General features: G+C 65.1%; 20 protein-coding genes and 1 pseudogene. 13 read left to right on the plus strand and 8 right to left on the minus strand.

The annotated features are described in order from the left end of the window. Positions 1-231 precede the first annotated feature (231 nt). The 3 genes and pseudogenes from PVW49_RS20090 to PVW49_RS20100 form a co-directional block, all read right to left on the minus strand. Positions 232-2,136 (minus strand): TRAP transporter permease, encoded by a 1,905-nt coding sequence (locus tag PVW49_RS20090; RefSeq protein WP_274591389.1) that lies wholly within the window; start codon positions 2,134-2,136, stop codon positions 232-234. Between the two features lie 81 nt (positions 2,137-2,217). Continuing rightward, positions 2,218-3,186, minus strand: a pseudogene (locus PVW49_RS20095) (TAXI family TRAP transporter solute-binding subunit). A 111-nt stretch (positions 3,187-3,297) separates the two neighbouring features. Further along, positions 3,298-4,278, minus strand: coding sequence for a LacI family DNA-binding transcriptional regulator (locus PVW49_RS20100; protein ID WP_074837571.1), 981 nt, complete (start codon positions 4,276-4,278; stop codon positions 3,298-3,300). 197 nt (positions 4,279-4,475) lie between these two features. Here PVW49_RS20100 and PVW49_RS20105 point away from each other — a divergent pair, with 197 nt between their 5' ends. The 10 genes from PVW49_RS20105 (at position 4,476) to PVW49_RS20150 (ending at position 19,159) form a co-directional block, all read left to right on the plus strand. Beyond that, on the plus strand, positions 4,476-5,507 hold the full coding sequence (locus PVW49_RS20105) for a LacI family DNA-binding transcriptional regulator (protein WP_074837572.1): 1,032 nt from the start codon (positions 4,476-4,478) through the stop codon (positions 5,505-5,507). Positions 5,508-5,639: 132 nt separating this feature from the next. Further along, positions 5,640-6,662 (plus strand): hydroxyacid dehydrogenase, encoded by a 1,023-nt coding sequence (locus PVW49_RS20110; protein WP_274591390.1) that lies wholly within the window; start codon positions 5,640-5,642, stop codon positions 6,660-6,662. Next, entirely contained in the window at positions 6,659-7,444 is a 786-nt protein-coding gene (locus PVW49_RS20115) for a sugar phosphate isomerase/epimerase family protein (protein WP_274563701.1), read from the plus strand. Before PVW49_RS20110 ends, PVW49_RS20115 begins: the two co-directional genes overlap by 4 nt. A gap of 35 nt (positions 7,445-7,479) precedes the next feature. Beyond that, positions 7,480-9,369 (plus strand): ABC transporter substrate-binding protein, encoded by a 1,890-nt coding sequence (locus tag PVW49_RS20120; RefSeq protein ID WP_274591391.1) that lies wholly within the window; start codon positions 7,480-7,482, stop codon positions 9,367-9,369. 66 nt (positions 9,370-9,435) lie between these two features. Continuing rightward, complete coding sequence (locus tag PVW49_RS20125; RefSeq protein WP_274563696.1) at positions 9,436-10,434, plus strand: ABC transporter permease; 999 nt, start codon at positions 9,436-9,438, stop codon at positions 10,432-10,434. Next, the gene (locus tag PVW49_RS20130; protein WP_274591392.1) at positions 10,434-11,624 is read left to right on the plus strand and encodes an ABC transporter permease; all 1,191 of its coding nucleotides are present in this window, start codon (positions 10,434-10,436) and stop codon (positions 11,622-11,624) included. Before PVW49_RS20125 ends, PVW49_RS20130 begins: the two co-directional genes overlap by 1 nt. A 10-nt stretch (positions 11,625-11,634) precedes the next feature. Continuing rightward, positions 11,635-13,305: a dipeptide ABC transporter ATP-binding protein gene (locus tag PVW49_RS20135; RefSeq protein WP_274591393.1), complete on the plus strand. Its 1,671-nt coding sequence runs from the start codon at positions 11,635-11,637 to the stop codon at positions 13,303-13,305. After that, positions 13,305-15,182, plus strand: a complete 1,878-nt coding sequence (locus PVW49_RS20140; protein WP_274591394.1) for a DUF2264 domain-containing protein — start codon at positions 13,305-13,307, stop codon at positions 15,180-15,182. The genes PVW49_RS20135 and PVW49_RS20140 overlap by 1 nt, the downstream gene beginning before the upstream one ends. Before the next feature lie 98 nt (positions 15,183-15,280). Further along, complete coding sequence (locus PVW49_RS20145) at positions 15,281-16,612, plus strand: esterase-like activity of phytase family protein (protein WP_274563690.1); 1,332 nt, start codon at positions 15,281-15,283, stop codon at positions 16,610-16,612. A gap of 216 nt (positions 16,613-16,828) precedes the next feature. After that, positions 16,829-19,159, plus strand: a complete 2,331-nt coding sequence (locus tag PVW49_RS20150; protein ID WP_274591395.1) for a Tex family protein — start codon at positions 16,829-16,831, stop codon at positions 19,157-19,159. A 66-nt stretch (positions 19,160-19,225) separates the two neighbouring features. Here the strand turns inward: PVW49_RS20150 and PVW49_RS20155 are convergent, their stop codons facing one another. From PVW49_RS20155 to PVW49_RS20175, 5 genes are all read right to left on the minus strand, one after another. Then, positions 19,226-20,041, minus strand: coding sequence for an N-acyl homoserine lactonase family protein (locus tag PVW49_RS20155; protein WP_274591396.1), 816 nt, complete (start codon positions 20,039-20,041; stop codon positions 19,226-19,228). After that, the gene (locus PVW49_RS20160; RefSeq protein WP_274591397.1) at positions 20,038-20,322 is read right to left on the minus strand and encodes a putative quinol monooxygenase; all 285 of its coding nucleotides are present in this window, start codon (positions 20,320-20,322) and stop codon (positions 20,038-20,040) included. The genes PVW49_RS20155 and PVW49_RS20160 overlap by 4 nt, the downstream gene beginning before the upstream one ends. Beyond that, positions 20,322-21,833, minus strand: a complete 1,512-nt coding sequence (locus tag PVW49_RS20165; protein WP_274591398.1) for a tripartite tricarboxylate transporter permease — start codon at positions 21,831-21,833, stop codon at positions 20,322-20,324. Before PVW49_RS20165 ends, PVW49_RS20160 begins: the two co-directional genes overlap by 1 nt. Position 21,834: 1 nt before the next feature. Then, entirely contained in the window at positions 21,835-22,599 is a 765-nt protein-coding gene (locus PVW49_RS20170) for a hypothetical protein (RefSeq protein ID WP_274591399.1), read from the minus strand. A gap of 80 nt (positions 22,600-22,679) precedes the next feature. After that, positions 22,680-23,687: a Bug family tripartite tricarboxylate transporter substrate binding protein gene (locus PVW49_RS20175; RefSeq protein ID WP_074837582.1), complete on the minus strand. Its 1,008-nt coding sequence runs from the start codon at positions 23,685-23,687 to the stop codon at positions 22,680-22,682. 129 nt (positions 23,688-23,816) lie between these two features. Between PVW49_RS20175 and PVW49_RS20180 the strand changes: the two genes are divergently transcribed. The 3 genes from PVW49_RS20180 to PVW49_RS20190 are packed head-to-tail and all read left to right on the plus strand — an operon-like array spanning position 23,817 to position 26,622. Continuing rightward, complete coding sequence (locus PVW49_RS20180; RefSeq protein ID WP_274563677.1) at positions 23,817-24,917, plus strand: isocitrate/isopropylmalate dehydrogenase family protein; 1,101 nt, start codon at positions 23,817-23,819, stop codon at positions 24,915-24,917. After that, positions 24,914-25,948: a Gfo/Idh/MocA family protein gene (locus PVW49_RS20185; RefSeq protein ID WP_274591400.1), complete on the plus strand. Its 1,035-nt coding sequence runs from the start codon at positions 24,914-24,916 to the stop codon at positions 25,946-25,948. Before PVW49_RS20180 ends, PVW49_RS20185 begins: the two co-directional genes overlap by 4 nt. Next, positions 25,945-26,622, plus strand: a complete 678-nt coding sequence (locus PVW49_RS20190) for a GntR family transcriptional regulator (protein WP_048534478.1) — start codon at positions 25,945-25,947, stop codon at positions 26,620-26,622. Before PVW49_RS20185 ends, PVW49_RS20190 begins: the two co-directional genes overlap by 4 nt. The last annotated feature ends 31 nt before the right edge of the window (positions 26,623-26,653 follow it).

Here is a 26,653-nt window from a genome sequence, read left to right on the forward strand (position 1 = left end):
GGTCGGCCTCCGGCTTGCCGCGTTTGAGATATTCGATGGTCATGACCGGTCTCCTGTCCGATTGCTTGCTGACTTTGCAGGCTTGCTAGCGCAGCCAGCACGCCATGCAATAAATTCTGATACAACTGAAAAAATTTCAACTCGGGGGCGCGGCCCGAACGAACCGACCCCGCAGCCGACCCTGACGAGGGCCGGCTGCGGGGAAGCATCCGGGCGTCTCGACCCCCGATGTCAGGCCGGCTGGGCGTCGGCGGCCTGCGCGGTCGCGAGGCTGCGGCGCGAAAGCATGACCAGCGCCGCCAGCAGCGCCGCCGCCGCCAGGGCCGCGCCCCAGGGCGGCATCAGCGCCAGCCCCACCGGCAGCGCCCAAAGCACCCGCGAGACAGAGCCCCAGGGCAGCCGTGCGCCCCCCAGAAGATGGGCCATGCCAAGCGCAAAGACCGCGCCCGACAGTACCGCTCGGGCGATGGCCTCGGCCCCGCCGCCGCCGAGCATGCCGGGATAGGCCAGAAACAGCATCGGCAGCACATAGGCGGTGGCCCCCAGCCGCAGGGTTTCGCCCGCGACCTTCATCCAGGGCGCCTGGGCAATGGTGGCGGCGACAAAGACGCCGAGACAGACCGGCGGGGTGATCACCGACAGCGCGGCGTAATAGAGCACGAACATATGCACCACCAGCGGATCGATGCCCTGCTGGATCAGCGCCGGGGCAAAGACCGCCGCGACCATGACATAAGCGGCCGAGGTCGGCAGCCCCATGCCGGCGATCAGGCAGACCACCGCCATCAGCCCGGCAATGAGCCAGATCTGGCCCTGGCCGATGGCCAGCACCGCCGAGGTCACGGCGACGCCGAAACCGGTAAGGTTGATCATTGCCACAAAGACCTGCGCGCCCACCAGCAGGATGCCGACGATGACGACACCCTTGCCGCCGGCCTCGAGCGCGCGCAGGATGATGCCGAACACCGCCCGCGGGTCTTCGCCATTGGCGATCCGCGCCACCAGCACCGCCGCCAGCATGGCGATCATGCCGTAGCAGGCGGTGAGTTCGACCGAATTGCCATTGATCACGCCAAAGCCCAGTCCGGCGAGGGCGGCGGCAATCGGTGCCAGCCGCGCAAAGCTCATCGCGCCGCGCCAGTCGGGCAGGTCTTCGGGGCGCACCGGGCGAAAGCTCTGGCGCCGGGCGATCACATGCACCGTGGCATAGATGCCGAGGTAGAAGAGCAGGGCCGGCACCACGCCTGCGAGCGCGATCGACCAGTAGTTCACGCCCACCAGCTCGGCCATGACAAAGGCGGCGGTGCCCATGATCGGCGGCGCCAGTTGGCCCCCGGTCGAGGCGATGGCCTCGACCGCGCCGGCATAGGCGGGCGGGTATTTCAGCCGTTTCATCAGCGGGATGGTGAAATTGCCGGTGGTGGCGACATTGGCCACGGTCGAGCCGTTGATCGCGCCGAAGAAGCCCGAGGCAAAGGTCGCGATCTTGGCCGCGCCGCCGGGGCGCGCGCCGCCAAGCCGCGCCGAGAGGTCGAAAAAGGTCTCGCCCGCGCCGGTGTGCAGGAGGATTGCACCAAAGAGCACGAAGGCGGCCAGCGTGGTCGAGGCGACATTGACCAGCATGCCCCAGAGGCCGCGGTCGGAAAGAAAGATGATTTCGGTCAGATAGCCGGCGTCAAAACCGCGGTGGCCGAATTGCCCGGGGATCAGGTAGCCGAAAAAGGCATAGCCCACAGCGGCCAGAACGATCAGCGGAAACACCCAGTTCGAGGTGCGCCGCGCCAGTTCGAGCACACAGAGCAGGGTGCCGAAACCCATCACCATGTCCCATTTCGTGGCCCAGGGCAGATCGGTCATGATGGTCTGGTAATTGCCGATGATATAGACGCCCGAGACGGTAATCATGGCGACGATTCCGACGTCGATCAGGATGCCCAGCGGGCGCCAGCGGCTGCCGTCGAACAGCGGGTGCATCAGCACCGCGAGCGCCGCGATGGTCATCACAAAGAGCGCGCGCTGCACCAGCGATTCAAACGGTCCGTTGAACGAGGTGTAGAAAACGAAGACGCCCAGCAGCACGGCAAGAACGGCGGTGGCGGTCTGGCGGATGTTGGTCAGGAACAGGGGTCGGGTCATGCCGGCACTTTCACGCTGAAGATCGAAAAAAGGGGCGGCCCGGCACCAAGGCCAGAGCCGCCCCGACCTCTGGGGTCTTGCTTACTTGAGGTGGTCCGGCACGGTCAGGCCGATTTCCTCGTAGTAGCGGATCGCGCCGGGATGCAGCGGGCTGGTTGCATATTGCAGTGTGAGCTCCGGCAGGTTCAGCCCTTTGACCGTCGGAAAGGCGGCGGCCTGTTCCGGCATGTTCTCCATCACCGCCTTGGTCAGATCATAGGCGGTCTGGTCGTCGAGGCCGGGGCGGGCCGAAACGCCGATCATGAAGCCCCAGGCAGTGTAGGGCCCGGAATTCTCCATTTCGCCGCCCGGCATCTCGACAATCGAAAGCTCGGGCAGGGTTTCGCGGATCTTCGCCTCCTAGTCGTCGGACACACCCAGCACCTGAAGCGGGGTGAAGGCGGCAATGTCGGTGGTCAGCGCGTCGAAGGAGGTGCCGACGGCGCTTTTGACAAACCCTTCCGAGCGGTCGTCCTTGATGGCATTGGCCTGCTCGCCGTTGGTGCCGCGCACCCAGTCGGGGGTGATCTCGAGCAGATCGAAGACCTCGAGCGCCGTCGCCTCGGTCGAGGACCCGCGCATGCCGGGGCCGAATTTCTGGCCGGCAAGCGCGGCCAGCTCGGTGATGCCGGAATCGCGGCGCACCACGACGTTCTGCGGGGCCAGCGAATAGGCCCAAAGCAGTTTCGATTCGACCGGCCGGCCGTCAAAGGATTTGACGCCGTTATAGGCGTGATAGAGCGTCGAGGTGGTGATCAGGCCGATATCGAGCTGATCGCGCGCCATCCGTTTCAGGTTGTCGACCGTGGCGCCGGTTTCCACCACCGAGGCCTGATAGGTCTCGGGGTAGGCGGTGTTCACGATCTTCGCCAACGAGGCAAAATAGGCGTAATGCGCGCTTTGCGAGTTGGTGGCGCCAAAGGCCAGCCGGGTTTCGGCCTGCCCCGGAGCCGCAACGGCCAGAGCGGAAAGCGCCATGGCAGCGCCGGTGACAAAAGTATGCAAATTCATTGCAATCCTCCCAAGAATTCATGATCTGCCCAACAATCGGGCGTATCGGGAGGAAAAGGCACAGATCGCAGCGGCTTCGCAACTCTTGCCGCGTGCAATGAAAAATTTTCACTACCCGCTTTCACGGCTTTGCAGCTCGCCTTGCAGGATTCGGATATCGCCGGCGCCACTGGCGACATCGGCGCTCAGGATGATATCGACCGCCTGTCCCAGCATCCGCTTCACTGGCTGGCGGATGGTGGTCAGCCGATAGGATTCCCACGACGCCATCGGGATGTCGTCAAAGCCGATCACCGCCAGTTCCTGGGGCACCGCGACGCCCTTGATCCGGGCGGCATCCAGCACCGCGATGGCCATGATGTCATTGGCGCAGAACACCGCGTCAGGCAAGGGGCGCAGCGCCAGAAGGTCCTGCGCGGCGGCATAGGCCTGTTGATAATCGTATCCGCCGTCGAATTGACGGGCGATCTCGCGGCCGGCCTCTTCCAGATGGTCGCGAAATCCACGCATCCGTTCGAGATGGGTAGAGGTGTCGCGCCGCCCGCCGATAAAGGCAATGCGCTGGCGCCCGCCGGCCAGAAAACGCGCGGCAACCTGCTTGGCGCCGCCGTAATTGTCGCAACAGACCGCCATCATGCTGCTGTCGGATTGCACGCGGTTGAGCAGCACCGCCGGAATGCCGTTCTCGCGGCAGGCGCGGGCCAGGCGCGAGGTCATGGTCGAACTGGCCAGGATCACGCCTTCGGTGCGGAAATCCAGAACCTGCCGGATCACCGTGTCGACGTCTTCGGCCGAGGGCACCACATGCATGATCGCCTTGAGCCCGCGTTCGGGCAACTGCCGGGTCAGTTCGTCGATGGCAACGGGATAAAACGGATTGTGCATCTCGCTCACCACCATGGCGATGGTGTTGGTGGCCTGGGTGGCCAGAACCTTGTCGACGCTGCTGATGTAGCCAAGCTTGCCGGCGGCGGCAAAGATCGCCTTGCGCTTGTCATCGGCAATCGCGCCATCGGCGCGATAGGCCCGCGACACGGCAGAGACGGAAACCCCGGCGAGGGCGGCGACATCCTTGGCGGTGACTTTTTTCATGCGGCGCTTGTAACCGCATCTTTCGGACGAGCGAAACATTTTCATCACCAGGGCGGAAAGTCTTCATCCGGCGAGCACATCTAGGACCGTAGCAGGCCGCACTTGCACCGCTTGCAAAAAACTTGCATCACCCGAAGTTTCGGCAGAAAACGGGGCAGGGCGACCGGGTCGCCGTGAGTTCAGTCAGGAGAGCGGTTGTGCGGCAGTCCAGGGTCAGACAGGAAGACATCGCCCGCGCGGTGGGTGTTTCGGTTTCCACCGTGTCACGGGTGTTGTCGGGCGCACCTGGGATCAGCCCGGCGACGGCGGAAAAGGTCATGCGCGCCGCCGCCGATCTTGGCACGCCTGTCACCGGCCCGACGGGCGGCCCCGGCAGTGCCGTTGCGGCCCACAAGATGCAGCGGGCGCTGCTGTTTCTCAATCAGGTCGATATCAACACCGGCTCCGGCTCGATCTATCATTTCGTGATTACCGGGATTCAGAAAGCCGCGAAGAAAGCCGGTCTGCCGATCGAACTGGCGCTGCTGGGCGACGATGGAGAGATCCCGGAAAAGATCCTCGGAGGCCCGGAAACCGGCGTGCTCTTTGCCGGTGTCGATCCCTGTCACAATGTAAGTGAACGCCTGAAAAACAAGGGGCATCCCACGGTTATCGTCAACGGGCTCGATCCGACGATGCGCCATGACCAGGTTGCGCCGAACAATTTTTTCGGCGGGCAACTGGCGGCGCAATATCTGGTTTCGATGGGCCATCGCCGCATTCTGCACCTTGGCACCCGGCGGCGCTGGACCCTCAGCGCCCGGACCGACGGGTTTCGCGCCGGCATCGACGGCGCGGATGTGGCGGGGCTGAAATGCGACAACATCGAATTGCCCAATGTGACTGAACATGCTGCCAGGGTCACCCTGAACGATCTGCTGGAGAGCGGCGATTTTGCCTATTCGGCGGTCTTCTGTGCGGCTGACAATGTCGCGCTGACGGCAATGCAGGAATTGCGGATGCGCGGAATCGAGGTGCCGCGGCAGGTTTCGCTGCTGGGGTTCAACGGTTTGCCGGTGGCGGAACTGTCCTCGCCGCTGCTCAGCACGCTTGCGGTGGACTGGGAATTTCTTGGTGCGGAATCGATTCGCATACTTGCATTGCGGAGCCTGGAGCCGCTTCGACCGACCCAGCAAATTCAGACACAGGTCGTGCTGCACCGCGGTGAATCCGTAATCGAGGCAAATTAGCGACACAAAATCAAAGAGTTGCAATGCTCGGCGAGTTTTGTGCAAATTTCTTGCAGATGGACCGCAAAACTTGCGCAATAATGCAAGTCGTGCAAATATCCTTGCAATGGCAGGAACCGCAAGGAGAGCCGAATGCGCTTCACATCTCTAATTCAGCTGTCGCCGGCCGAGTTCGACATCCACTTTCCCGCCCCGTGCTGCACCGAGGCGCGCACACGGCTGGGCCGGCTGACCGAGCTGTTGCAGGCGGATCCGGTGCCGGATCTGCGCCGCCCCGAGATGGCGGCGCTGTTACCCCAGGTCGATATCCTGGTGACCGGCTGGAAATCGCACCCGGTGGACGCCGAGCTGCGCCAGCGGATGCCACGGCTCAAGCTGATCGCGCATCTCGCCGGCACCGTGAAAGGCGTGCTGACCCAGGGCGTGGCCAGCTCGGGGCTGCGCGTCGTCAGCGCGGCCGAGGCCAATGCCAAGCCGGTGGCGGAATTCACCCTGGCGCATATCCTGCTGCATCTGAAGCGGGTGGCGGACTGGCGCAGCCTCTACCGCGAGAAACGGTCTCGGATCGACACCCGCAACACCCGGTTCGGCGGCCCGCTGGGCAATGCCGGCCGCACCGTCGGCATCATCGGCGCCTCGCGCATCGGGCGGCGGGTGGCCGAGGACCTGCGCCGGCACGGCGTCTCGGTATTGCTGCACGATCCCTTTGTCAGCGCCGAAACCGCCGCCTCTTTCGGCGCGCAGAAGGTCGAGATGGCGGCGCTGTTGCGGCGCAGCGACGTGGTCAGCCTGCACCAGCCGTTGTTGCCGACAACCGAACGCAGCTTTGGCGCGGCTGAATTTGCCCGGATGCGCGACGGCGCGCTTCTGATCAATACCGCGCGCGGGCGGATCATCGACAGCGATGCGCTCGAGGCGGCGATGTCGGGCGGCCGGCTTTTTGCGGTGCTCGACGTGACCGACCCGGAGCCGCTGCCCGACACCTCGCCGCTCTGGGACATGCCGAATGTGACGATCACCCCGCATATCGCCGGCTCCTTCGGCTGCGAGGTCTGCGCGATGACCGAACTGGTGCTGGACGATATCGGCCGGTTTACCCGCGACGAGCCGATGCAGAACGAGGTGGTCATCGCCGACTGGGAGCGGGTGGCATGATCCGCCCCGGTCTCTGCTCCGTCACCTTTCGGGCGCTGACGCCCGAGGCGGTGATTGATCTGGCGGCGCGCACCGGCGTCGCGGCAGTCGAATGGGGTGGCGACACACATGTGCCGCCGGGCAATGCCGATCTGGCCGCGCGGGTGCGGGCGATCTGCGCGGAACGCGGCGTGCTGCCGGCCTCTTACGGCTCTTATGTGCGGGCCGGAACACCGGGGTGTTGCAAGGATTTCGATGCGGTGCTGGCCACGGCCGAAATCCTGGGCGCCGGCAATATCCGGGTCTGGGCCGGAACCGCACGGCGGGACGAGGCCGGGGAGGCGGCCTTTGCCGACGCGGCGAGAGACCTTGGCCAGATGGCGCGCGCCGCCGAAGCCCGGGGCATCACCGTCAGCGTCGAATACCACCGCAACTCGCTGACCGAAGAGGCCGAGGATGCGCGCGCCCTGATGCGGGCGGCGGATGACGACAACCTGTTCAGCTATTGGCAGCCGGTGCCGGGGCGGGGCCGGACATGCTGGCTCGAGGAGCTGCGGATGTTGCAGCCCTGGCTGGGGGATCTGCACGTCTTTCACTGGATCATGACCGAAACCGGCCAGGAGCGCCGGCCGCTGGCCGAGGGCCTCGCCGACTGGCACGCGCTTTTTGCCGCCTGGACGCCGGCGCCGCATTGGCCGCACCCCCGCACCGGCTTTCTCGAATTCGTGCGCGAGGACACGGCGGAGCAGTACCGGGATGACATCCGGCACCTGCATGCGCTTTGCAGCCCCGGCGGGGGCTGAGACGACATTACAGCAATCCATGGGAGGAGAGTTACATGCTGAAAACGAGTTTCACGGGAATATCGCTGGCAGCGCTGGTCGCGCTGGCCGGGCCGGCCTTTGGCCAGGACTACAGCCAGGCGCCGGACCTGATGGCGGCGGTCGAGGCCGGAACCCTGGCGCCGGTTCAGGATCGTCTGCCGGCGAAACCGATGGTGGTGACACCGATGGAGGAGGTCGGCAGCTATGGCGGCACCTGGCGTTCGGCGCTCAAGGGCACCTATGACACCGGCTGGATCCGTCGCACCGTGGGGTATCAGCCGCTGGTGGCCTATGACTACGAATGGACCGAGGTCGTGCCCAATGTGGCCGAACGCTTCGAGGTCAACGACGATGCGACCGAGTTTACCTTCTACCTGCGCGAGGGCCACAAGTGGTCGGATGGCGAACCCTTCACCGCCGAAGACCTGAAATTCGCCGTCGATGTGATGTCGAGCCCGGCTTATGGCGGGCGCAAGGCCAACGGTTTCGAGTGGAGCAAGATGCGCGGCGAGGTCATCGATCCGCTGACCTTCAAGCTGACCTTGAGTGATCCCAACGGGCTGTTTCTGGAGCGCATGGCCTCGGTCGAGGGGCAGTTCATCGTCAACGCGGCCAAGCATTATTGCGGCAAGTATTTCCCCGATGTCAGCCCCGATGCCAATGAGACCGCCAAGGCGGCGGGCTTCGACAGCTGGTCCCAGGCCATCGAGCAGAGCTGTTTCTTCAACTTTGTCGACGAAGACCGCCCGCTGCTCTTTGCCTGGCGGCAGGTCACGCCTTATGACGGGCTGAACCAATTGATCGAATGGGAGCGCAATCCCTATTTCTTCAAGGTCGACACCGAGGGCCAGCAGCTGCCCTATATCGACAAGGTGCAGATGGTCCAGACCGAGAACGTCGAGGACATCGTGCTCAAGGTGGTCAATGGCGAGATCGATTTCTCCAATCGTCACTTCGCCACCGTGACCAACAAGCCGGTGATCTATGACGGTCAGGACGGCGGCGGCTATTCGCTGAAGGCCACAACCGACGCGCGGATGAACCACGCAATCTTTCAGCTCAACCTGACCCATGACGACCCGGAAAAGCGCAAGCTCTACAACGAAAAGGACTTTCGCGCCGCGCTCTCGATGGCGATGGACCGCGAAGAGATCATCGATGTGGTCTTTGCCGGCCAGGGCGAGCCCTATCAGGCCGCGCCGCGCCCCAGCTCGCAATTCTACAACGAGACGCTGGCCAAGCAGTTCACCGACTACGATCCCGACGCTGCCAACGCATTGCTGGACGGGCTGGGCCTGACCGAGCGCGACGGCGACGGCACCCGGCTGGGATTTGACGGCGAACCGATCCGCATTCAGCTTTTCTCGCCGTCGGATCAGATCGAGTTCAACGACATCGCCCAGCTGATTGTCGAGCATTGGAAGGAAATCGGCATCGATCTGGACGCCCGCAATGCAGAGCGCAGCCTTGTCTACGAGCGGATCCAGAACAACACCCACGACATGCATGTCTGGTGGGGCGATGGCGGGCTGAACGACGCGCTGCTCGACCCGCGCTATTACTTTCCCTTCAATCTTGAATCCGCCTTCGCCGAGAAATGGGCGCAGTATTTCATGAACGATGGCAGCAAGCTGGCCGAAGCTCCCCCGGCCGCGGTCCAGACGCAGATGGACCTCTATATCGAGCTGATCGCCACGGCGGACAAGGCGAAGCAGAAAGAGCTGTTCGACGAGATCCTGCAAATCGCGGCAGAGCAGTTCTATGTGATGGGCACCGTGCTTCCGGCTGATGGCTACGTGGTGGCCAACGCGCAGCTTGGTAACGTGCCGGAGGGTCAGGTCTATACCTGGATGTATCCGCAGCCCGGTCCGATGGAAACCGCGCAGCTCTTTTACAAGAAGTAAGCACATCCGGGCGCGGGCAACCGTCCGCGCCCGAACCATTGCGTATATCCAGGGGAGGAGACGCGCATGTTGACCTATCTGGCCCGCAGGCTGGTGACGATGATCCTGACGCTTCTGGCCTTGTCGGTTGTCGTCTTCGTGGTGATCCAACTGCCGCCGGGCGATTTCGTGACATCCTACATCGCCAGCCTTTCGGCCGCCGGCGAAAGCGTCGATCAGGATACGATCACCGCGCTGCGCGACCGCTACAAGCTGGATTCGCCGGTGCTGGTGCAATACTGGGCCTGGTTCTCGGAAATGCTGCACGGCGATTTCGGCTACAGCTTCGAGATGCAGACCCCGGTGTCCGAGATTTTCTCGCAGCGCATCGGCATTTCGCTGGCCGTCGAACTGACCGCCGTGGTGGTCATGTGGGCGGTGTCGATCCCGATCGGCATCTATTCCGCGGTCAACCAGTATTCTCTGGGCGATTACGTCGCCACCGTGCTTGGCTTTCTCGGCCTCGCCATCCCCAACTTCCTGTTTGCGTTGGTCTTGATGTACATCTGTTACAACTGGTTCGGCGTGACCATCACCGGGCTGTTTTCCCCGGAGTACATGAACGCCCGCTGGTCGCTTGACCGTTTCCTTGATTTCGCCAGCCATGTCTGGGCGCCGATCCTGGTGATTTCCACCGCCGGCGCGGCGCAGCTGGTGCGGGTGCTGCGCGCCAACCTACTCGACGAGCTGAACAAACCCTATGTGCTGACCGCCCGCGCCAAGGGGCTGACCCGGCGGCGGCTGATCTGGCGCTATCCGGTGCGTGTGGCCATGAATCCGCTGGTCTCGACCATCGGCTGGGTGCTGCCGACGGTGATCTCGTCGTCCTTCGTGACCGCCATCGTGCTGAACCTGCCGACGCTCTCGCCGATCCTGCTGCGCGCGCTCTTGAGCCAGGACATGTACCTTGCCGGCGCGCTGATCATGTTCATGGGGCTGCTGACGCTTGTGGGCACCCTGATTTCCGATCTTCTGCTGGCCTGGATCGATCCGCGCATCCGGCTTGGCATGGTGGGAGCCAATTGATGACCCTCACAACCCCCGCAAATTCCCCAGACACCCGCATCGGCGCGGTCAGTGACACGCCCGAAGCTCCGATAGGCGAGGTCGATCCCCGGATCGACACCAGCCACGGCACCGAAAGCCAGTGGCAGCTGATCCGCCGCCGTTTCGCCAAGCACCGGCTGGCGGTGATCAGCCTCTGGGTGTTGGCGCTCTTTGTCTTTGTTGCCCTGTTCGCTGGCTTCGTCGCCCCGAACGATCCCGGCGACGTCAAGGCGCGATACACTTATGCGCCGCCGCAGGCGCTGCATTTCATCGATCACGCAGACGACGGCTGGGCGATCCGGCCATATGTCTACGGCTATTCGGTGGAGATCGAGCCGGAAGCCCTTCGCCGCACCTTTGTCATCGACGAGGACAAGAAGATCTATCTCAGCTTCTTCAAGCGCAGCTGGGAGTACAAGCTGTTCGGTCTGATCCCGACCGACATCCACCTGCTGGGGCCAGAGCGCAACCGCGATCCCTTCTATCTCTTCGGGGCCGACCGGCTGGGCCGCGACATGTTCTCGCGGTTGGTCTATGGCACGCAGATCTCGCTCTCGGTCGGGCTGGTGGGCGTGATCATGAGCCTGGTGCTGGGGGTCGTCATCGGCGGCGCGGCGGGCTATTTCGGCGGCTGGTTCGACGCCGTCACGCAACGCGCCATCGAGTTCCTGCGCTCGCTGCCCACCATTCCGCTCTGGATGGGGCTGGCGGCGGCGATGCCGTCGGACTGGTCGCCCTTGCAGACCTATTTCGCCATTACCCTGATCCTGTCCTTCCTCGGCTGGACCGAGCTGGCGCGGGTGGTGCGCGGCCGCTTTCTGGCGCTCAATGGCGAGGATTACGTCGCCGCCGCGCGCTATGACGGCTGTTCGCATCTGCGGGTGATCCTCCGCCACATGGTGCCCGCCTTCACCAGCCACATCATCACGGCCGCTTCGCTGGCGGTGCCGGCGATGATCCTGGCGGAAACCGCGCTCTCCTTCCTGGGCCTCGGGCTGCAAGCGCCGGTGATTTCCTGGGGTGTGCTGCTGCAAGAGGCGCAGAATATCCGCACGCTGGCGACCGCGCCCTGGCTGCTTCTGCCCGGTGCGGCCATCGTGATCGCCGTCTTGGCGATGAATTTCATCGGTGACGGTCTGCGCGACGCCGCCGACCCCTATGCCAAGTGAGGAGACAGACATGAAGGATACCGTTCTCGAAGTCCGCGGCCTTTCGGTGGCCTTTCCGCACCGCAAGGGCGAGACGGTGGCGATTTCGGACGTCAGTTTCGATCTGAAACTCGGCGAGACCACCTGTTTCGTCGGTGAATCCGGCTCCGGCAAATCGGTGACGGCGCGGGCGGTGCTGAACATTGTCGAACCGGCGGTGATCAAATCCGGCGCCATCAACCTCGTCGACGTGAAGGCGGGCCAGCGGGTGGAGCTTTCCGGCCTCGACCCCGACGGCGCCGAGATCCGCGCCGTGCGCGGCGCCCGCATCGCGATGATCTTTCAGGAGCCGATGTCCTCGCTCAGCCCGGTGCACACCATCGGCCAGCAGATCATCGAAGCGATCCTGCTGCATCAGGATGTGACCCCGGCCGAGGCGCGCGACAAGGCGATCGATGCCCTGTGGGCGGTGCAGATCGCCGACCCCGAAGCGGCGATCGACAAATATCCCTTTGAATATTCCGGCGGCATGCGGCAGCGGGCGATGATCGCCATGGCGCTGGGCTGCGAGCCGGATATCCTGATTGCCGACGAGCCGACCACGGCGCTGGATGTGACAACCCAGGCGGAGATTCTCAAGCTTCTGAAAGGTTTGCAGGATAGTCGCGACATGGCGGTGATGTTCATCACCCATGACATGGGCGTGGTGGCCGAGATCGCCGATCATGTGGTCGTCATGCTGCATGGTGCGGTGGTCGAGACCGGGCCGGTGGATCAGGTGTTTCACGCCCCGGCACATGCCTACACCAGGAAGCTGCTGAAAGCCTCGATGGGGCTCGACGAGGCCCCCCACGGGCGCGGCACCCCGGCCTCGGACGAGGTGCTGATCGAGACGCAGGGCCTGTCACTGGCCTTTCCAAGCAAGAAGAAGCTGCTACGCAAGCTTTCCGGCGGGGTGCAGGCGCTGGAGGACGTGTCGATCGCGCTGCGGCGCGGCGAGATCCTCGGCATCGTCGGTGAGAGCGGTTCCGGCAAGACCACGCTGGCGCGGGTGCTCATGGGGCGGTTTCAGCCGCAACAGGGCCGGGCGGTCTATCACCTGCGCGACGGCGGCACCAGGGATCTGACCGACAGGGCGAGCTTTCGCGACGGGCAGGTGTACCGCGAGATGCGGATGATCTTTCAGGATCCATACGGCTCGCTCAACCCCCGCATGACGGTCGAACAGATCATCGGCGAACCGCTGCTGGTGGGCGGGCTGCTCAAGGGCGCGGCGTTGCGCAAGCGTGTGGGGGAACTGCTGGAACGTGTCGGCCTGCCGGCCTCTGCGATGGAGCGCTATCCGCATGCCTTCTCGGGCGGCCAGCGCCAGCGCATCGGCATCGCCCGGGCCATCGCGCTCGATCCGCGGGTGATCATCGCCGACGAGGCGACCTCGGCGCTCGACGGCTCGATCCGGGCGCAGATCCTCGATCTGCTGCTCGACCTGCGCGACGAGCTCGACCTGGCGATCCTGTTCATCGCCCATGACATCGGCGTGGTGCGCTATTTCTGCGACCGTGTGGCGGTGATGCACAAGGGCCGCGTGGTCGAGACCGGCCCGGCCGTGCAGATCTGCGATGCCCCGCAGGCGCCCTATACCCAACGTCTCATTTCGGCGGTGCCGATCCCGGACCCGCGCAAACGACATCTGGTGGCATGATGAAAGACCTCACGAACCAGGCCATGGGCAACCCGATGGCCGGCAATTCCTTTGCCACCCGCGCCGACGCGCAACAGGCGGTGGTCGATCTCACCGCGCCGCTGCTCGAGGCCTTTTCGCCCGGCTGTGCGCGGGTCACCCTCGGCGCGACCGGGGCGCATTTTCATGCCGCGGCGGCCGATCTCGAGGGGCTGGTGCGGCCCTTCTGGGGGCTGGCGCCGCTTCTGGCGGGCGGCGGGCGGTTCTACGGGATCGAGAAATTTGTCGACGGGCTGAACAATGGCGCCGATCCGGCGCATCCCGAATACTGGGGCCCGGTCACCGACCGCGATCAGCGCATGGTCGAAAGCGCCGCCATCGGCTACGCTCTGGCGCTGGCGCCGGATGTGTTCTGGGACGGGCTGAGCCCGCGCGGCCGCGACTGCCTGCGCGACTGGCTGCTGAACTCGCTGCATCAGACGCCTGCGCCCAACAACTGGAATTTCTTTCATGTTCTGGTGTCGCTGGGGCTGCGCTGCGTGGGGATCGACCATGACCTGACGATCATCGAGGGCAATCTCGACCGGCTGGAGCGATGGGACATGGGCAATGGCTGGTATCGCGACGGATCGAGCCGGCAGGCCGATCACTACATCCCCTTCGCCATGCATTTCTACGGGCTGATCTATGCCCAATACGGCCCCGAGGGCGACAGCGCCCGCCGCGAGAGGTTCCGGGAACGGGCGCGGCGTTTCGCACCGCAAATCGCCCATTGGTATGCCGCCGATGGCGCGGCGCTGCCCTTTGGCCGCTCGCTGACCTACCGCTTTGCCCATGCGGGGTTCTGGGGCACGCTGGCGCTGGCCGGGGAAGAGGCGCTGCCCTGGGGGGACATCCGCGGTTTCTGGGCGCGCAATCTGCGCTGGTGGTCGGACAAGCCGATCTGCGACCCGCGCGGGACGCTGAGCATCGGCTACGGCTACCCTCAGCTTAGCATGTCCGAGCGCTACAATTCTCCCGGTTCGCCCTATTGGGCGATGAAGGCCTTTGCGCCGCTGGCGCTGGCCGCCGATCATCCGTTCTGGGCCGCGGAAGAGGCCGCGCCGAAAGAGCGCCCGCAGGTCGTCAGCCTGCCGGAGCCGGGCATGGTGAAATTCGAAGACCGGGGCGACGTGACCGTGCTGGCCGGCGGCCAGCGCTCGCCGACCTTTGGCCGCACGGCCGAGAAATACAACAAATTCGCCTATTCCACCCGCTACGGGTTCAGCGTGGAAACCGAGGGACGCGCGTTCCGAAACGGGCCGTTCGACAACATGCTGGCGTTTTCCGAAGAGGGCGATCTGGCCATGGTGCGCTGCCGCGAGAGCATGGCGCGGATCGGGCCGGACTGGCTTTATTCCGCCTGGTCGCCGATGCCCGAGGTCGCGGTGGAAACCTGGCTGCTGGCGCGCCCGCCCTGGCACCTGCGCATCCACCGGATCAGTTCCGCGCGACATGTGCAGACCGTCGAGGGCGGCTTTGCCCTTCGCCGCGATGACCCGACGCCGGGGCCGGCGTTGCAGCCTGAGCTGACAGACCGGATGGCGCGGATGGTGACGGCGCAGGACGCAAGCTGCATCATCGATGTCGCGGCGCCCTTTCCCGGTGTTACGCGCCGCGCGCCCCGCGTGGTGATGCCGGAACCCAATACCAATGTGCTGGTCCCACGCAGCTGGGTGCCGCAGCTGACCGCGACGCTCGTTCCCGGAGAGGCATGTTTCGGCGCCTGGGTCTATGCCGGGCGGCTGGAAGGCCAGGCGCCGCCCGAGGCGCCGATGGCTATGCCAAGCGCCGACGATCTGGCGGCGATGCGCGCGGGCGGCGAGGTGATCCGGGTCTGGGATCTGCCGGCCGGCTGAGGCACCGGCGGCAGCGTCACGGAACTGCAACCAAAGCGACATGCGGATGCAATGTCGGCCGCTTAGGTCAGCGCGGTACACTCACCAAGGAGAGCCGCATGACGCGCATTCTTTTGGCTGGTCTTCTCGCCAGCACCGCCACATTCGCCACCGCCGAAGCGGTCAAGTTCGACGCCAGGCTCGCCGGCCATGCCGTGCTTCCGGCCGAAACCCTGATCGCCGCGCCCGCCGACGCCCCGGCCACGCTGCAAACCTCGGGCAAGTTCACCGGCGAAGGCAACCGTCGCTCCGACGTCGCGCCGACCGATGGCGCCGCGCTGCCCTTCAACGGCCAGCCGCTTCAGGGCTTTTCCGGCATCAAGACCGTGGGCGACGGCAGCTTCTACGTGCTGACCGACAACGGTTTCGGCTCCAAGGTCAATTCGCCCGACGCGATGCTGTTCTTTTCGGTGGTGCGGCCTGATTTCGCCAGTGGCGCGGTCGAGGTGGTCAAGACCACCTTCCTCAGCGATCCCGAGGGCATCGTGCCCTTCCCGATCACCATGGAAGGCACCAAGAGCCGCTACCTGACCGGCGCGGATTTCGACATCGAAGGTTTTCAGATGGTCGGCGATGACATTGTCATCGGTGACGAATTCGGCCCCTTCGTCATAGTCTTTGACCGCGAGACCGGGGTGATGAAGGAGTTCCACGAAACCCTCGTCGACGGCGAGATCGTGATGTCGCCCGACAACCCCTTCCTGCGCCTCGGCAACCCCGACGCCGCAAAGCCCGGCCATACCGCCAAGCGCTCGCGGGGCTACGAGGGGTTCGCGGCCTCGGTCGATGGCACGACGCTTTACCCGATGCTCGAAGGTCCGCTCTGGACCGGCGCGGCCTATGAGACGGTCGAAGACGGCCGCACCGCGCTGCGCATCCTCGAGATGGACGCCGCGACCCGCGACTGGACGGGCACCTCCTGGTTCTACCCGCTGGAAGGCGAGACCCACGCGATCGGCGATTTTAACATGATCGACGAGACCCGCGGGCTGGTGATCGAACGTGACGGTGGGCAGGGCGATGCGGAACTGGCCTGCAAGGGTGGCGCCACCGACGAGTGTTTCTCGAAACCCGCGATGTTCAAGCGCGTCTACATGATCGATTTCGCCGGTGTCGACGCCGGCCAGCCGGTGCAGAAGGCGGCCTATATCGATCTGCTCGACATGCAGGACCCCGAGGGCCTCGCCCGCCAGGGCCAGCGCGAAGACGGGCGGTTCACCTTTCCTTTTGTCACCATCGAGGATGTTGACCGGGTGGACGAAAGCCACATCATCGTCGGCAACGACAACAACTTTCCGTTCTCGGTCGGCCGCGCGCTTGGTGCGCGTGACGACAACGAACTGATCCTGCTCGAGGTCGGCGAATTCCTTCAGGCCCGCGCCGGAAGCTGAACAAGGACGGGAGGGGCCGGCAGGCTCCTCCCTCCACCCGCTCCTAGGACGGCGCGCCGTTGCCGCATCCCGCCCGGGCCGGGCTGTCGGCTCCTCAACCACCGCCATTTGCATTCTCGCCCGTGGCGTCACCTGGCGCCGCGGCCCGGATCCTTTTGACTGGCGTGACGGGGGCGGGGCCGGTATGACTTTGCTCCCGAACGACAGGAGCCGTCCTTGAGCCAGATTCCCGCTTTGACCGCCGAACGCATCGCCCGCACCATTGCTGGCGAGATCGCAGCCAACCCGCGGCAGGTGGAGGCCGCCACCGCGCTGCTTGACGAAGGCGCCACCGTGCCTTTCATCGCCCGTTACCGCAAGGAGGCGACCGGCGGGCTCGACGACACCCAGCTGCGCACCCTGGGCGACCGGCTGACCTATCTGCGCGAGATGGAGGCCAGGCGCGCCGCCATCCTCGAGACGATCAAGGGCCAGGGCAAACTGACCGATGCGCTGGCGAAAAAGATCGCCGGGGCCGAGAGCAAGGCGACGCTGGAAGACATCTATCTGCCGTTCAAGCCCAAGCGGCGCACCAAGGCGATGATCGCGCGTGAAAACGGGCTCGAGCCGCTGCTGCGCGCCATCCAGGAAGATCGCAGCGCTGCGCCCCAGGCTTTGGCGGAAGGGTACATGAGCGACAACGTCGAGACGGTGAAGGCCGCGCTTGACGGCGCGCGCGACATCCTGGCCGAAGAGCTTTCCGAGAATGCCGACCTGCTGGGCCGGCTCCGCGAATTCATGAAGGCCGAGGCGCGGGTGGTCGCGCGTGTCCAGCCCGGCAAGGAAGAGGCCGGCGCTAAGTTCTCGGATTATTTCGACCATGTCGAGAAATGGGCCGACATGCCGGCTCACCGGGCGCTTGCCGTGCTGCGCGCCTCTAAGGAGGGAATCCTGACCCTCGACATCGAGCCCGAGCCCGAGACCGGCACCGAACGCGCCACCGGCATCGTCGCCCGCGCCATCGGCATTCCCGGGGATGCGCCCGGCGACAGCTGGCTGCGCGAGGCAGCGGGCTGGACGTGGCGGGTCAAGCTCAGCCTGTCGATGTACATGGATTTGCTGACCGAGCTGCGCCGCCGCGCCCATGACGAGGCGATCCGGGTATTTTCCAGAAATCTCAAGGATCTGCTGCTGGCCGCCCCGGCCGGTGCCAAGTGCACGCTGGGCCTTGATCCGGGCATCCGCACCGGCGTCAAGGTGGCGGTGGTGGACGCCACCGGCAAGCTTCTGGACACCGCCACGATCTATCCCTTCCCGCCGAAACGTGACATCCGCGGATCGGAAGAGACGCTGCTGCATCTTGTGCGCAAACACGGCATCGAGCTGATCGCCATCGGCAATGGCACCGCCAGCCGCGAGACCGAGAAACTCGTCGGCGAAACGCTCAAGAGGCTGCCGGCGGGACCGGCCCCCACCAAGGTGGTTGTCTCCGAGGCCGGCGCTTCGGTCTATTCCGCCTCGGAACTGGCAGCGCGGGAATTTCCCGAGCTGGACGTGAGCCTGCGTGGCGCTGTCTCGATTGCGCGGCGCTTGCAGGATCCGCTGGCTGAACTGGTCAAGATCACGCCCGAAAGCATCGGCGTCGGCCAGTACCAGCACGATGTCGACCAGCGTCAGCTGTCGAAGGCACTGGAAGCGGTGGTCGAGGATGCGGTGAACGCTGTCGGGGTCGATCTCAATACTGCCTCGGCGCCGCTTCTGGCACATGTCGCCGGACTTGGCCCTTCGCTGGCGCAGGCCATCGTGACGCATCGCGATGCTCAGGGCGCCTTTGCCTCGCGCCGCGCGCTGCTCAAGGTTTCGGGCATCGGGCCCAAGGCCTTCGAACAAGCTGCGGGTTTCCTGCGCATCAACGGTGGCGACGAGCCGCTCGATGCCTCTTCGGTCCATCCCGAGGCCTATGACGTGGCGCGGCGTATCGTGAAGGCCTGCGGCCGCGACATCCGCCAGATCATGGGGCAGGAAAGCCTGCTCAAGGGGCTGCGCGCCGAGGATTTTACCGACGCCAGTTTCGGCCTGCCGACGGTGCAGGACATCCTCGCCGAATTGCAGAAACCCGGCCGTGACCCGCGCCCCAGCTTCAAGACCGCGAGCTTTGCCGAGGGGATCGAGTCGATCACCGATCTCAAGCCCGGCATGTCGCTCGAAGGCACCGTCACCAACGTCGCGGCCTTCGGCGCCTTTGTCGACATCGGCGTGCATCAGGACGGGCTGGTGCATGTCAGCCAGCTCGCCGACCGTTTCGTCAAGGATCCGCATGAGGTGGTGAAAGCCGGCGATGTGGTGCGGGTGCGGGTGACCGAGGTTGACGTCCCGCGCAAGCGCATTGGCCTGACCATGCGCAAGGAGGGCGGCGCGGCCCAGGGCGGCGGCAAGCGCGGCGAGCGTCCGGCACCCAAGGGCCGTCAGGGCGGCCCGGCGCGCAAGACGTCCAAACCCGCCAAGCCGCAAGACAGCGGCCAGGGCGCGCTGGGGGCGGCCCTGCTCGATGCGATGAAGAAACGCTGATCACGGCGGCCAACCGTGGGCGCAGGGCGGGGCTTTCGGCCCCGCGCCGGCGGGACCGCCGTTGTGTTACGAGGGGCGCAACCCGCTCTCGGTCGGATCGCCTTCGGGCCCATGATCGAGCCGGAAGATATGGGGCGCCACGCCTTGGGGGTAAAGCCGCCGCACCTGCGGATCGTGACCCGGCACGATCAGCCGGCGATCGGAGGCCAGCGCCTCGAGCCGGGTGAACCCATCGAGCATATCTTGCAGATCGACGACGATCGGGAAGGGTTTTCGGGCAAAGACATTCTCGTAGTAATGCGCCGCGTCGGAGGCCAGCACCATCCAGCCTGCTGCCGTGCGCACCCGGACGCATTGCAGCCCGCGCGAATGGCCGCCGATGCAATGTACCGTGACGCCTTCGGCGATCTCGGCGTCGCCGTCGTGAAACACCACTTTGCCGGAATACAGCCGGGTCACCGCCTCGCAGACATGCGGCGCCGAAAACGGCGCGCGCAGGGTGTCGTGGCACATGCAGGGGCCGGTGGCGAATTGCATTTCGGCGGCCTGCATGTGCAGCTTGGCATTGGGGAACAGGTGAAGCCCGCCGGCATGGTCGTAGTGCAGATGGGTGACAATCACCTGCGACACTGCCTCGGGCGCAAGGCCCAGCGGCTTTAGCGCCGCGCGCGGGTCGAGCTCGATCGGTCGGCCCCGCGCCTGCGCTTCGGCGTCGTCATAGCCGGTGTCGACGAGAAGCACCTCGTCCCCCCGCCGCAGCACCCAGATGTAATAGTCCATGGCATGTGGCGCGTCGTGGTTGTCGTCGAAGAGGAAACTGTCGGCGCGGCTGCGGGCATTGCGCGCTGCGTATTTGACGGCGTGAACCTCCCAGACGCTCATCGCAGCACCTCGGCAAAGGTGGTGACCGATTTGTCGGCGATCATGCCTGCGACGGCAGCATCGAAGCTTTGGAAATGCGGGCTTTTCAGATGCGTCTCGAACGCCTGGGCACTGTCGTAGATCTCGTATAGAAAGATCTCCTCGCCCCCGTCGGTGCAGACGTCGAACTGCCGGCATCCGGCTTCGCGTTGCAGCGACAGCCGCGCGTTTTCGGTCATCAGCGGCAGAAAGTCGGCCCGCGCACCGGGGCGCAGGGTGAAACTCACAGTCACGGCATACATCAGGTTGTGCGTCCTTTCAGGCGTCGGATGGCCCGTTTCGCCCCCGGCATCTGGCCGAGGATCAGGGCAATAATCAGGGTCAGCAGAAGAGCCGCGCCGGGCCGTGAGACAAAGACCGAGAGGTCCCCGTCCGAGAGCAGCAACGAGCGGCGGAAGGTTTCGTCGAACATGCCGCCGAGGATCACGCCGATCACCAGTGGCGCGATCGGATAGCACAGCAGGTTCATCACATAGGCCACCAGCCCCACGCCCAGCATCAGGTAGAGATCGTTGAGGCCGCCGCCGACACTGAACGATCCGATTGTGGTCAGCACCATGACCAGCGGCAGAAAGACGGTCTGCGGAATGCGCAGAACCTTGATGAAGATGCGCGCGGTGAACAGCCCCATGACAAACATGGTGAAACTGGCCAGCACCATGATGGCGACAACCCGCAGGATGATCTCGGGGTCGATGGTGGGGCCGGGGATCACATTGTTGATCTTGAAGGCGCCCATCAGCGCCGCCGCCGGCGGCGAGCCCGGGATGCCCAGCACCAGCAGAGGGATCAGCGCGCCACCGATGCAGGCATTGTTGGCGGTTTCGGAACACAGCAGCCCCTCGAGCGACCCTTTGCCGAAGCTGTCGCCCTCTTCGGAGACGCTCTTGCCGACACCGTAGCTGACCCAGCCTGCCACATCCTCGCCAACGCCGGGCAAGGCGCCGACACCGGTGCCGATCACGCCCGAACGCCCGATGGTGGGCAGGTAACGGCGCATGGCGGTCATGTTGGGCAGGATGCGACCGTTCAGCTCGGCCACCCGGCCGGCTCTGACGTGGCGCATGCCTTCGATGATCTGCGGCACGGCAAAGGCGCCCATCAGCACCGGCACCACGGCGATTCCCGAGAGCAGATAGGACCAGCCGAAGGTGTAGCGCGCCTCGCTCAGGATCGGATCCATCCCGACCATGGCCAGTGCCAGGCCGATCAGCCCCGCGATCCAGCCCTTGATCGCGAGATCCGCGCTCATCAAAGTGCCTGACAGCAGGATGCCGAAGAGCGCCAGCAAGGCCTTTTCCGGGCTGGCGATGTTCTTGGAAATCAAAAGCAGCACCCAGACGAAGATCAGCAACGCCACGGTGCCCACCAGCGTGCCGATGAAACTGGCGGTGGTGGTCAGGCCAAGCGCTTCGGCACCGCGGCCCTGTTTGGCCAGCGGATAGCCGTCCATCGCGGTTGCGGCGCTGGCGGCCGTGCCGGGGATGTTGAGCAGAATCGACGGATAGGATCCGCCGTAGATCGCACCGACATAAGCGCCGAGCAGGGCGATCAGCGCGTAATCCAGCGGGATCTTGTTGCCGAAAAAGCCGGTCAGGATCGTCACCGCCAGCGTCGCCGTCAGCCCCGGCAGCGCGCCGAAGGTGATGCCGAGAAACACCGATGTGATCAGATAGACATAGGTCCAGGGGTCGCTGACCAGCGTGGCGAAGGCCATGCCGAATCCTGCCAGTTGTCCGAAGATGAATTCCATCTCAGGACCTCCAGATCGGGCGCAGATGCACGTAATAGCCGTATTCGATCTTGGCAAAGATCAGCCCGCCGCGGTTCGGTACGTTCTGGCGGAAACCGAAGGCCATGGCACAGATCAGCAGCAGCGGCACGCCGATGGCCAGCACCGGAGTAAGCCGCAGCGCGGTTCCCCTTGGGCCGGTTGCCTGATGCCAGAACGTCAGCGCGACGAGCAGCGCCAGCGCCACCCAATCGTCGCCGTGCCGGGCCCATTCGGCGCGCGGGAAATGCATCGTCAGCGCAGCCAGTGCGGCGCCGGCGATGGCAAGCAGCGGCAGCAGCGGACGCGGCTCTGGCCGGCCGTGGAAACTGGCGATCAGTGCAGTGATCAGCAGCGCCGAAGCGAGGATGAAGTCGACCCTGGGCACCAGCCCGGCAATATAGGCAAGCAGCATCAGTGCCACGGCGACAAAGCGCCAGACCTCGGAGGCCGACCAGCCGAGGCCGGCGGCGCTCAGCGCCTGCGCCGCGCCGCCCGAGCGGATCGAGATCGCGAGTAGCACCAGAGCCAGCACCAGCAGCGCGCCGAAGAGGCCCAGCGGCACGATGGCGGCCGAAGTGTACCAGTCGGCGTTGTTCACGCCCGCGCCGTTGCCGCCGCCGAGCGGGATGTCGAGCGTCTTCCACAAAAAGAACAACGCCAGCACGATGAGCGCCAGCGCACTCCAGAAATCACGGGCACGCAGGCGGGCAATGTCTTGTGCCGCGGTATCGGGTGAATAGTCCAAGGCGGGCCTCCCAACGGCAGGGGCGGGTGCCGGGGCACCCGCCGGATGCAACGCCCCGGTGCGGCCGGGGCGCTCTGGTCTTACGGTTTCTCGATGCCGAGGTCTTCGGGCATGACCTTGGCTGCTCCCAGATCCTTGAGCGTATAGGCAAAGGTGCTCTCCAGGGTCGAGAACAGCGCCTGGGCCGCTTCACCATACTGACCGCCGATGTCGTATTTGTTGACCTCGGCCCACGTCGCAACGGTATCCGAGGCCATTGCCTTTTCAAAGGCCCCGGCCAGCGTCGCCTTGACGTTTTCCGGTGCCGAGTCGTGCACCGCAAAGCCGATCGCCTGTTTCAGCGGCAGCACCTCGGACAGGCCGGCATAGCTGTCAAAGGCCGAGGGCACGGTCTGGCCGGCGATCTCGACGCTGTCGGGTGTCAGCATTGCCAGGGGCTTGAGCTGGCCGCCCTCGATCAGCGCGGCCTGTTCCGCCAGCGAGGTCACGACCAACGCCACTTCGCCGGCAATCGCCGCTTCCTGGCCGGGTGCGGAGCCCTTGTATGGCACGAATTTGAACCGTGCGCCGGAGCCCTGTTCCAAGGCCAGGAGATTCAGGTGGTGGATCGACCCGGCGCCGCCGGCGGCGGCCGGGATCGAACCGGGTTCGGCCATGGCGGCCTCGATCAGATCGCTCAGGCTGTCGTGCGGGCTGTCGGCCGGCACCGAGATCAGATCGGGCGAGCCGCCGACGATGAAAGGATACCAATAGTCGAATTTCTTGTCCCAGCCGCCCTGGACGGCCGCGGTGACATTCGATTCCGAGAGGCCGACCAGCGTATAGCCGTCGTCCGGCTGGTTGGCGGCATAAACCATACCGTTCGATCCGGCGACGCCGCCGGTCTGGTTGATGACGTTGATGGATACCGGCAGGTGTTTCTCCATCTCGGCCATGATCATCCGGTTGATCGTGTCGGTGCCGCCGCCGGCGCCCCAGACCACGGCGGTGGTGATGTCGCGATAGGGATAGTCCTGGGCTGCGGCGACGCCGGCAATCCCGCCGGTCAGCGCCAGCGCCGCCAACGTTCTGGTGATCGAAATCTTCATCTGCCAATTCCTCCCAAAGGTTTTGCGTTGCTTATTGCGTTTTTTTGTGTATGCAATAAAAGGCGCGCTGTCAACGCCGTTCGCTGAATGCCCGGCGCACCCGCAACCACCGAGAAGGCAAAGCAAGACATGACCGAAACATATGAGATTGCCGTATTCGAAGGCGATGGTATCGGGCCGGAAATCACCACCCCGACAATTGCCCTGTTGAAACAACTGGCCGCTGCCTCGACCGGATATGACCTGAGATTTGTCACTTTGCCCGCCGGGGCGGGGCATTACGCCCGGACCGGCGAATCCTTGCCCGCCGAGTCACTGCGGGTCGCCGCGGCGGCGGATGCGATCCTGCTCTCGGCCATGGGCCTGCCGGATGTGCGCTATCCCGACGGCACCGAAATTTCGCCGCAAATCGAGCTGCGCATGGCCTTCGACCTCTTTGCCGGCATCCGTCCGGTGAGCGTGCGGCAGGGCCAGGCCGGGCCGCTGACCCTGCCCGAGGGGCGCGAGATCGACTTCGTGCTGGTGCGCGAGAGCACCGAGGGGCTGTTCTATTCCATGGGCACTGGCGTGGTCAGCGAGACCGAGGCGCGCGAGACCCTGCGCATCACCCGCGAGATTTCGGAGAAACTGTTCCGCTTCTCCTTCGATTTGGCCCGAAGCCGCAGGCAGGCCGGGCGCGGGCCGGGCCGGGTGACTTGCGTCGACAAGGCCAATGTGTTTCGCGCCTTCGCTTTTTTCCGCGGCATCTTTGACGAGATCGCGGCAGAATACCCCGATCTCGCCGCCGATCATGCCTATGTCGACGCCACGGCGCTCTGGATGGTACAAAAGCCCTGGGACTTCGACGTGCTGGTGACGGAAAACATGTTTGGCGACATTCTCTCCGATCTCGGTGCCGGGCTGATGGGCGGGCTTGGCCTCGCGCCTTCGGCCGACATCGGGCTGAAACAGGCGGTGTTCCAACCCTGCCATGGCTCGGCCCCCGATATCGCCGGTCAGGGCGTGGCCAATCCGCATGCGATGATCCTCTCGGCGGCGATGATGCTCGACTGGCTGGGCCTCAAGCATGACAACGCCGCGCTGCGCACCGATGGCGTGCGGCTGCGCGAGGCGGTCGAGGCGGTGATCGCCAGCGGCGATTGCCTGACCCGCGATCTCGGCGGGACCGCCGGCACCGATGCGGCCGCCGGAGCGGTGCAGCGGGTGCTTCGGACGGCGCGTGCCGCATGAGCGCTGCGCCGTTGCGGGTGGCCTGCGTCGGGGCAGGCTATTTCAGCCAGTTCCATTATGGCAGCTGGGCGCGCATGCCGCGCGCCCGCGCTGTCGCCGCCTGCGATCGCGATCTCACCAGAGCCCGCGCCACCGGATTGCCGGCGTTTGACGATCCGGCGCGGATGCTGGCCGAGGCAAAGCCCGACCTGCTCGATATCATCCTACCGCCAGAGGCCCATGCCGCGACGATCCGGATGGCGCTTGCGGCGGGGGTGACACGGATGATCTGTCAGAAGCCGTTCTGCACCAGTCTCGAAGAGGCCCGGGCCGTCACCGCCGAGGCCGAGGCCCGGGGCGCGGTGATCGTGGTGCATGAGAATTTCCGTTTCCAGCCCTGGTATCGGGCTGTGAAAACGGCGCTGGCCCAGGGTGCGGTCGGCACCTTGCAACAGGTCACCTTTCGCCTGCGTCCCGGCGACGGGCAGGGGCCGCAGGCCTATCTCGACCGGCAGCCCTATTTTCGGCGGATGGAACGCTTTCTGATCCATGAAACCGCCGTTCATTGGGTTGACACCTTTCGCTGGCTGCTCGGCGATCCCTCGCATGTCTACGCCGATCTGCGCCGCCTCAACTCGGCAATCCGCGGCGAGGATGCGGGTTTTGTGCTGTTCGATCATCCTGGCGGGGTTCGGGCGCTGTTTGACGGCAACCGCCATCTCGACCATGCCGCCGACAACCTGCGCCGCACCATGGGCGAGGCGTTGTTCGAGGGCACCGAAGGGGTGCTGGACCTCCGGGGTGACGGCGCGGTGCATCTGCGCCGCCACGGCGACACCGGGCAGGAGGTGCTTTTGCCGCCCGACCGATGGGACGGCTTCGGCGGCGATTGCGTACATAGCTTGCAGAGCCACGTGATTTCAGGTCTTTTGGATGGCGGGGCGTTGGAAAACACAGCGCGCGACTATCTGACGGTGATCGAGATCGAACAGGCCATCTATGCCTCTGCCGCCGCGGGGCAAAAAATTCAGCTTGGCGGAGCAACGACGTGACAAGCAAGACTGCGAAGCCCGTCTCCAACGCTCAACGTGCGGTGCAGCAACTGCGCGAAATGGTTTTCTCGGGCGAGTTGCCGGCCGGCTCCGATCATCTGGAAACCGAACTGGCCGAACGGCTGGGCATGTCGCGCACGCCGGTGCGCGAGGCGGCGCTCCTGCTCGAAAGTCAGGGGTTGGTGGAGATGCGGCCGCGCAAGGGTGTGCGCATTCTTCCGGTTTCGGCCACGGACATGCGCGAGATCTACGATGTGTTGACCGAGCTCGAAAGCCTGGCTGCCGAGCGGGCCGCCGAAGCCGGCTATTCGGAGCCGCAGCTCACGGAACTGGCTGCGGCGATTGACGATATGGACCGGGCCATCGCGGATGAGGACCTCGAGGCCTGGGCGGAGGCGGACGAGAGGTTTCACGTTGAGCTGGTGCGTTTGGGTGGCAATTCGCGGGTCCAGATGATTGTCGCGATGATGGGCGATCAGGTCCGGCGGGCCAAGGCGTCGACGCTGTTTGTCCGCCCGCTGCCGGTGCAGTCGAACGAAGATCATCGCCAGGTTTATGCCGCCATCCTTGCCGGTGATCCCGCCAAGGCCCGCCGCGTCCACCGCGACCACCGCCGCCATGCGCGGGACGTGCTGACCGAACTGCTCGACCGCATGCGGCTTCGGACCCTGTGACCCGGCGCGCCAGGCATCGCCGCGATGCCTG

Source organism: Marinovum sp. PR37, from assembly GCF_028807375.1.
Classification (GTDB): Bacteria; Pseudomonadota; Alphaproteobacteria; order Rhodobacterales; family Rhodobacteraceae; genus Marinovum; species Marinovum algicola.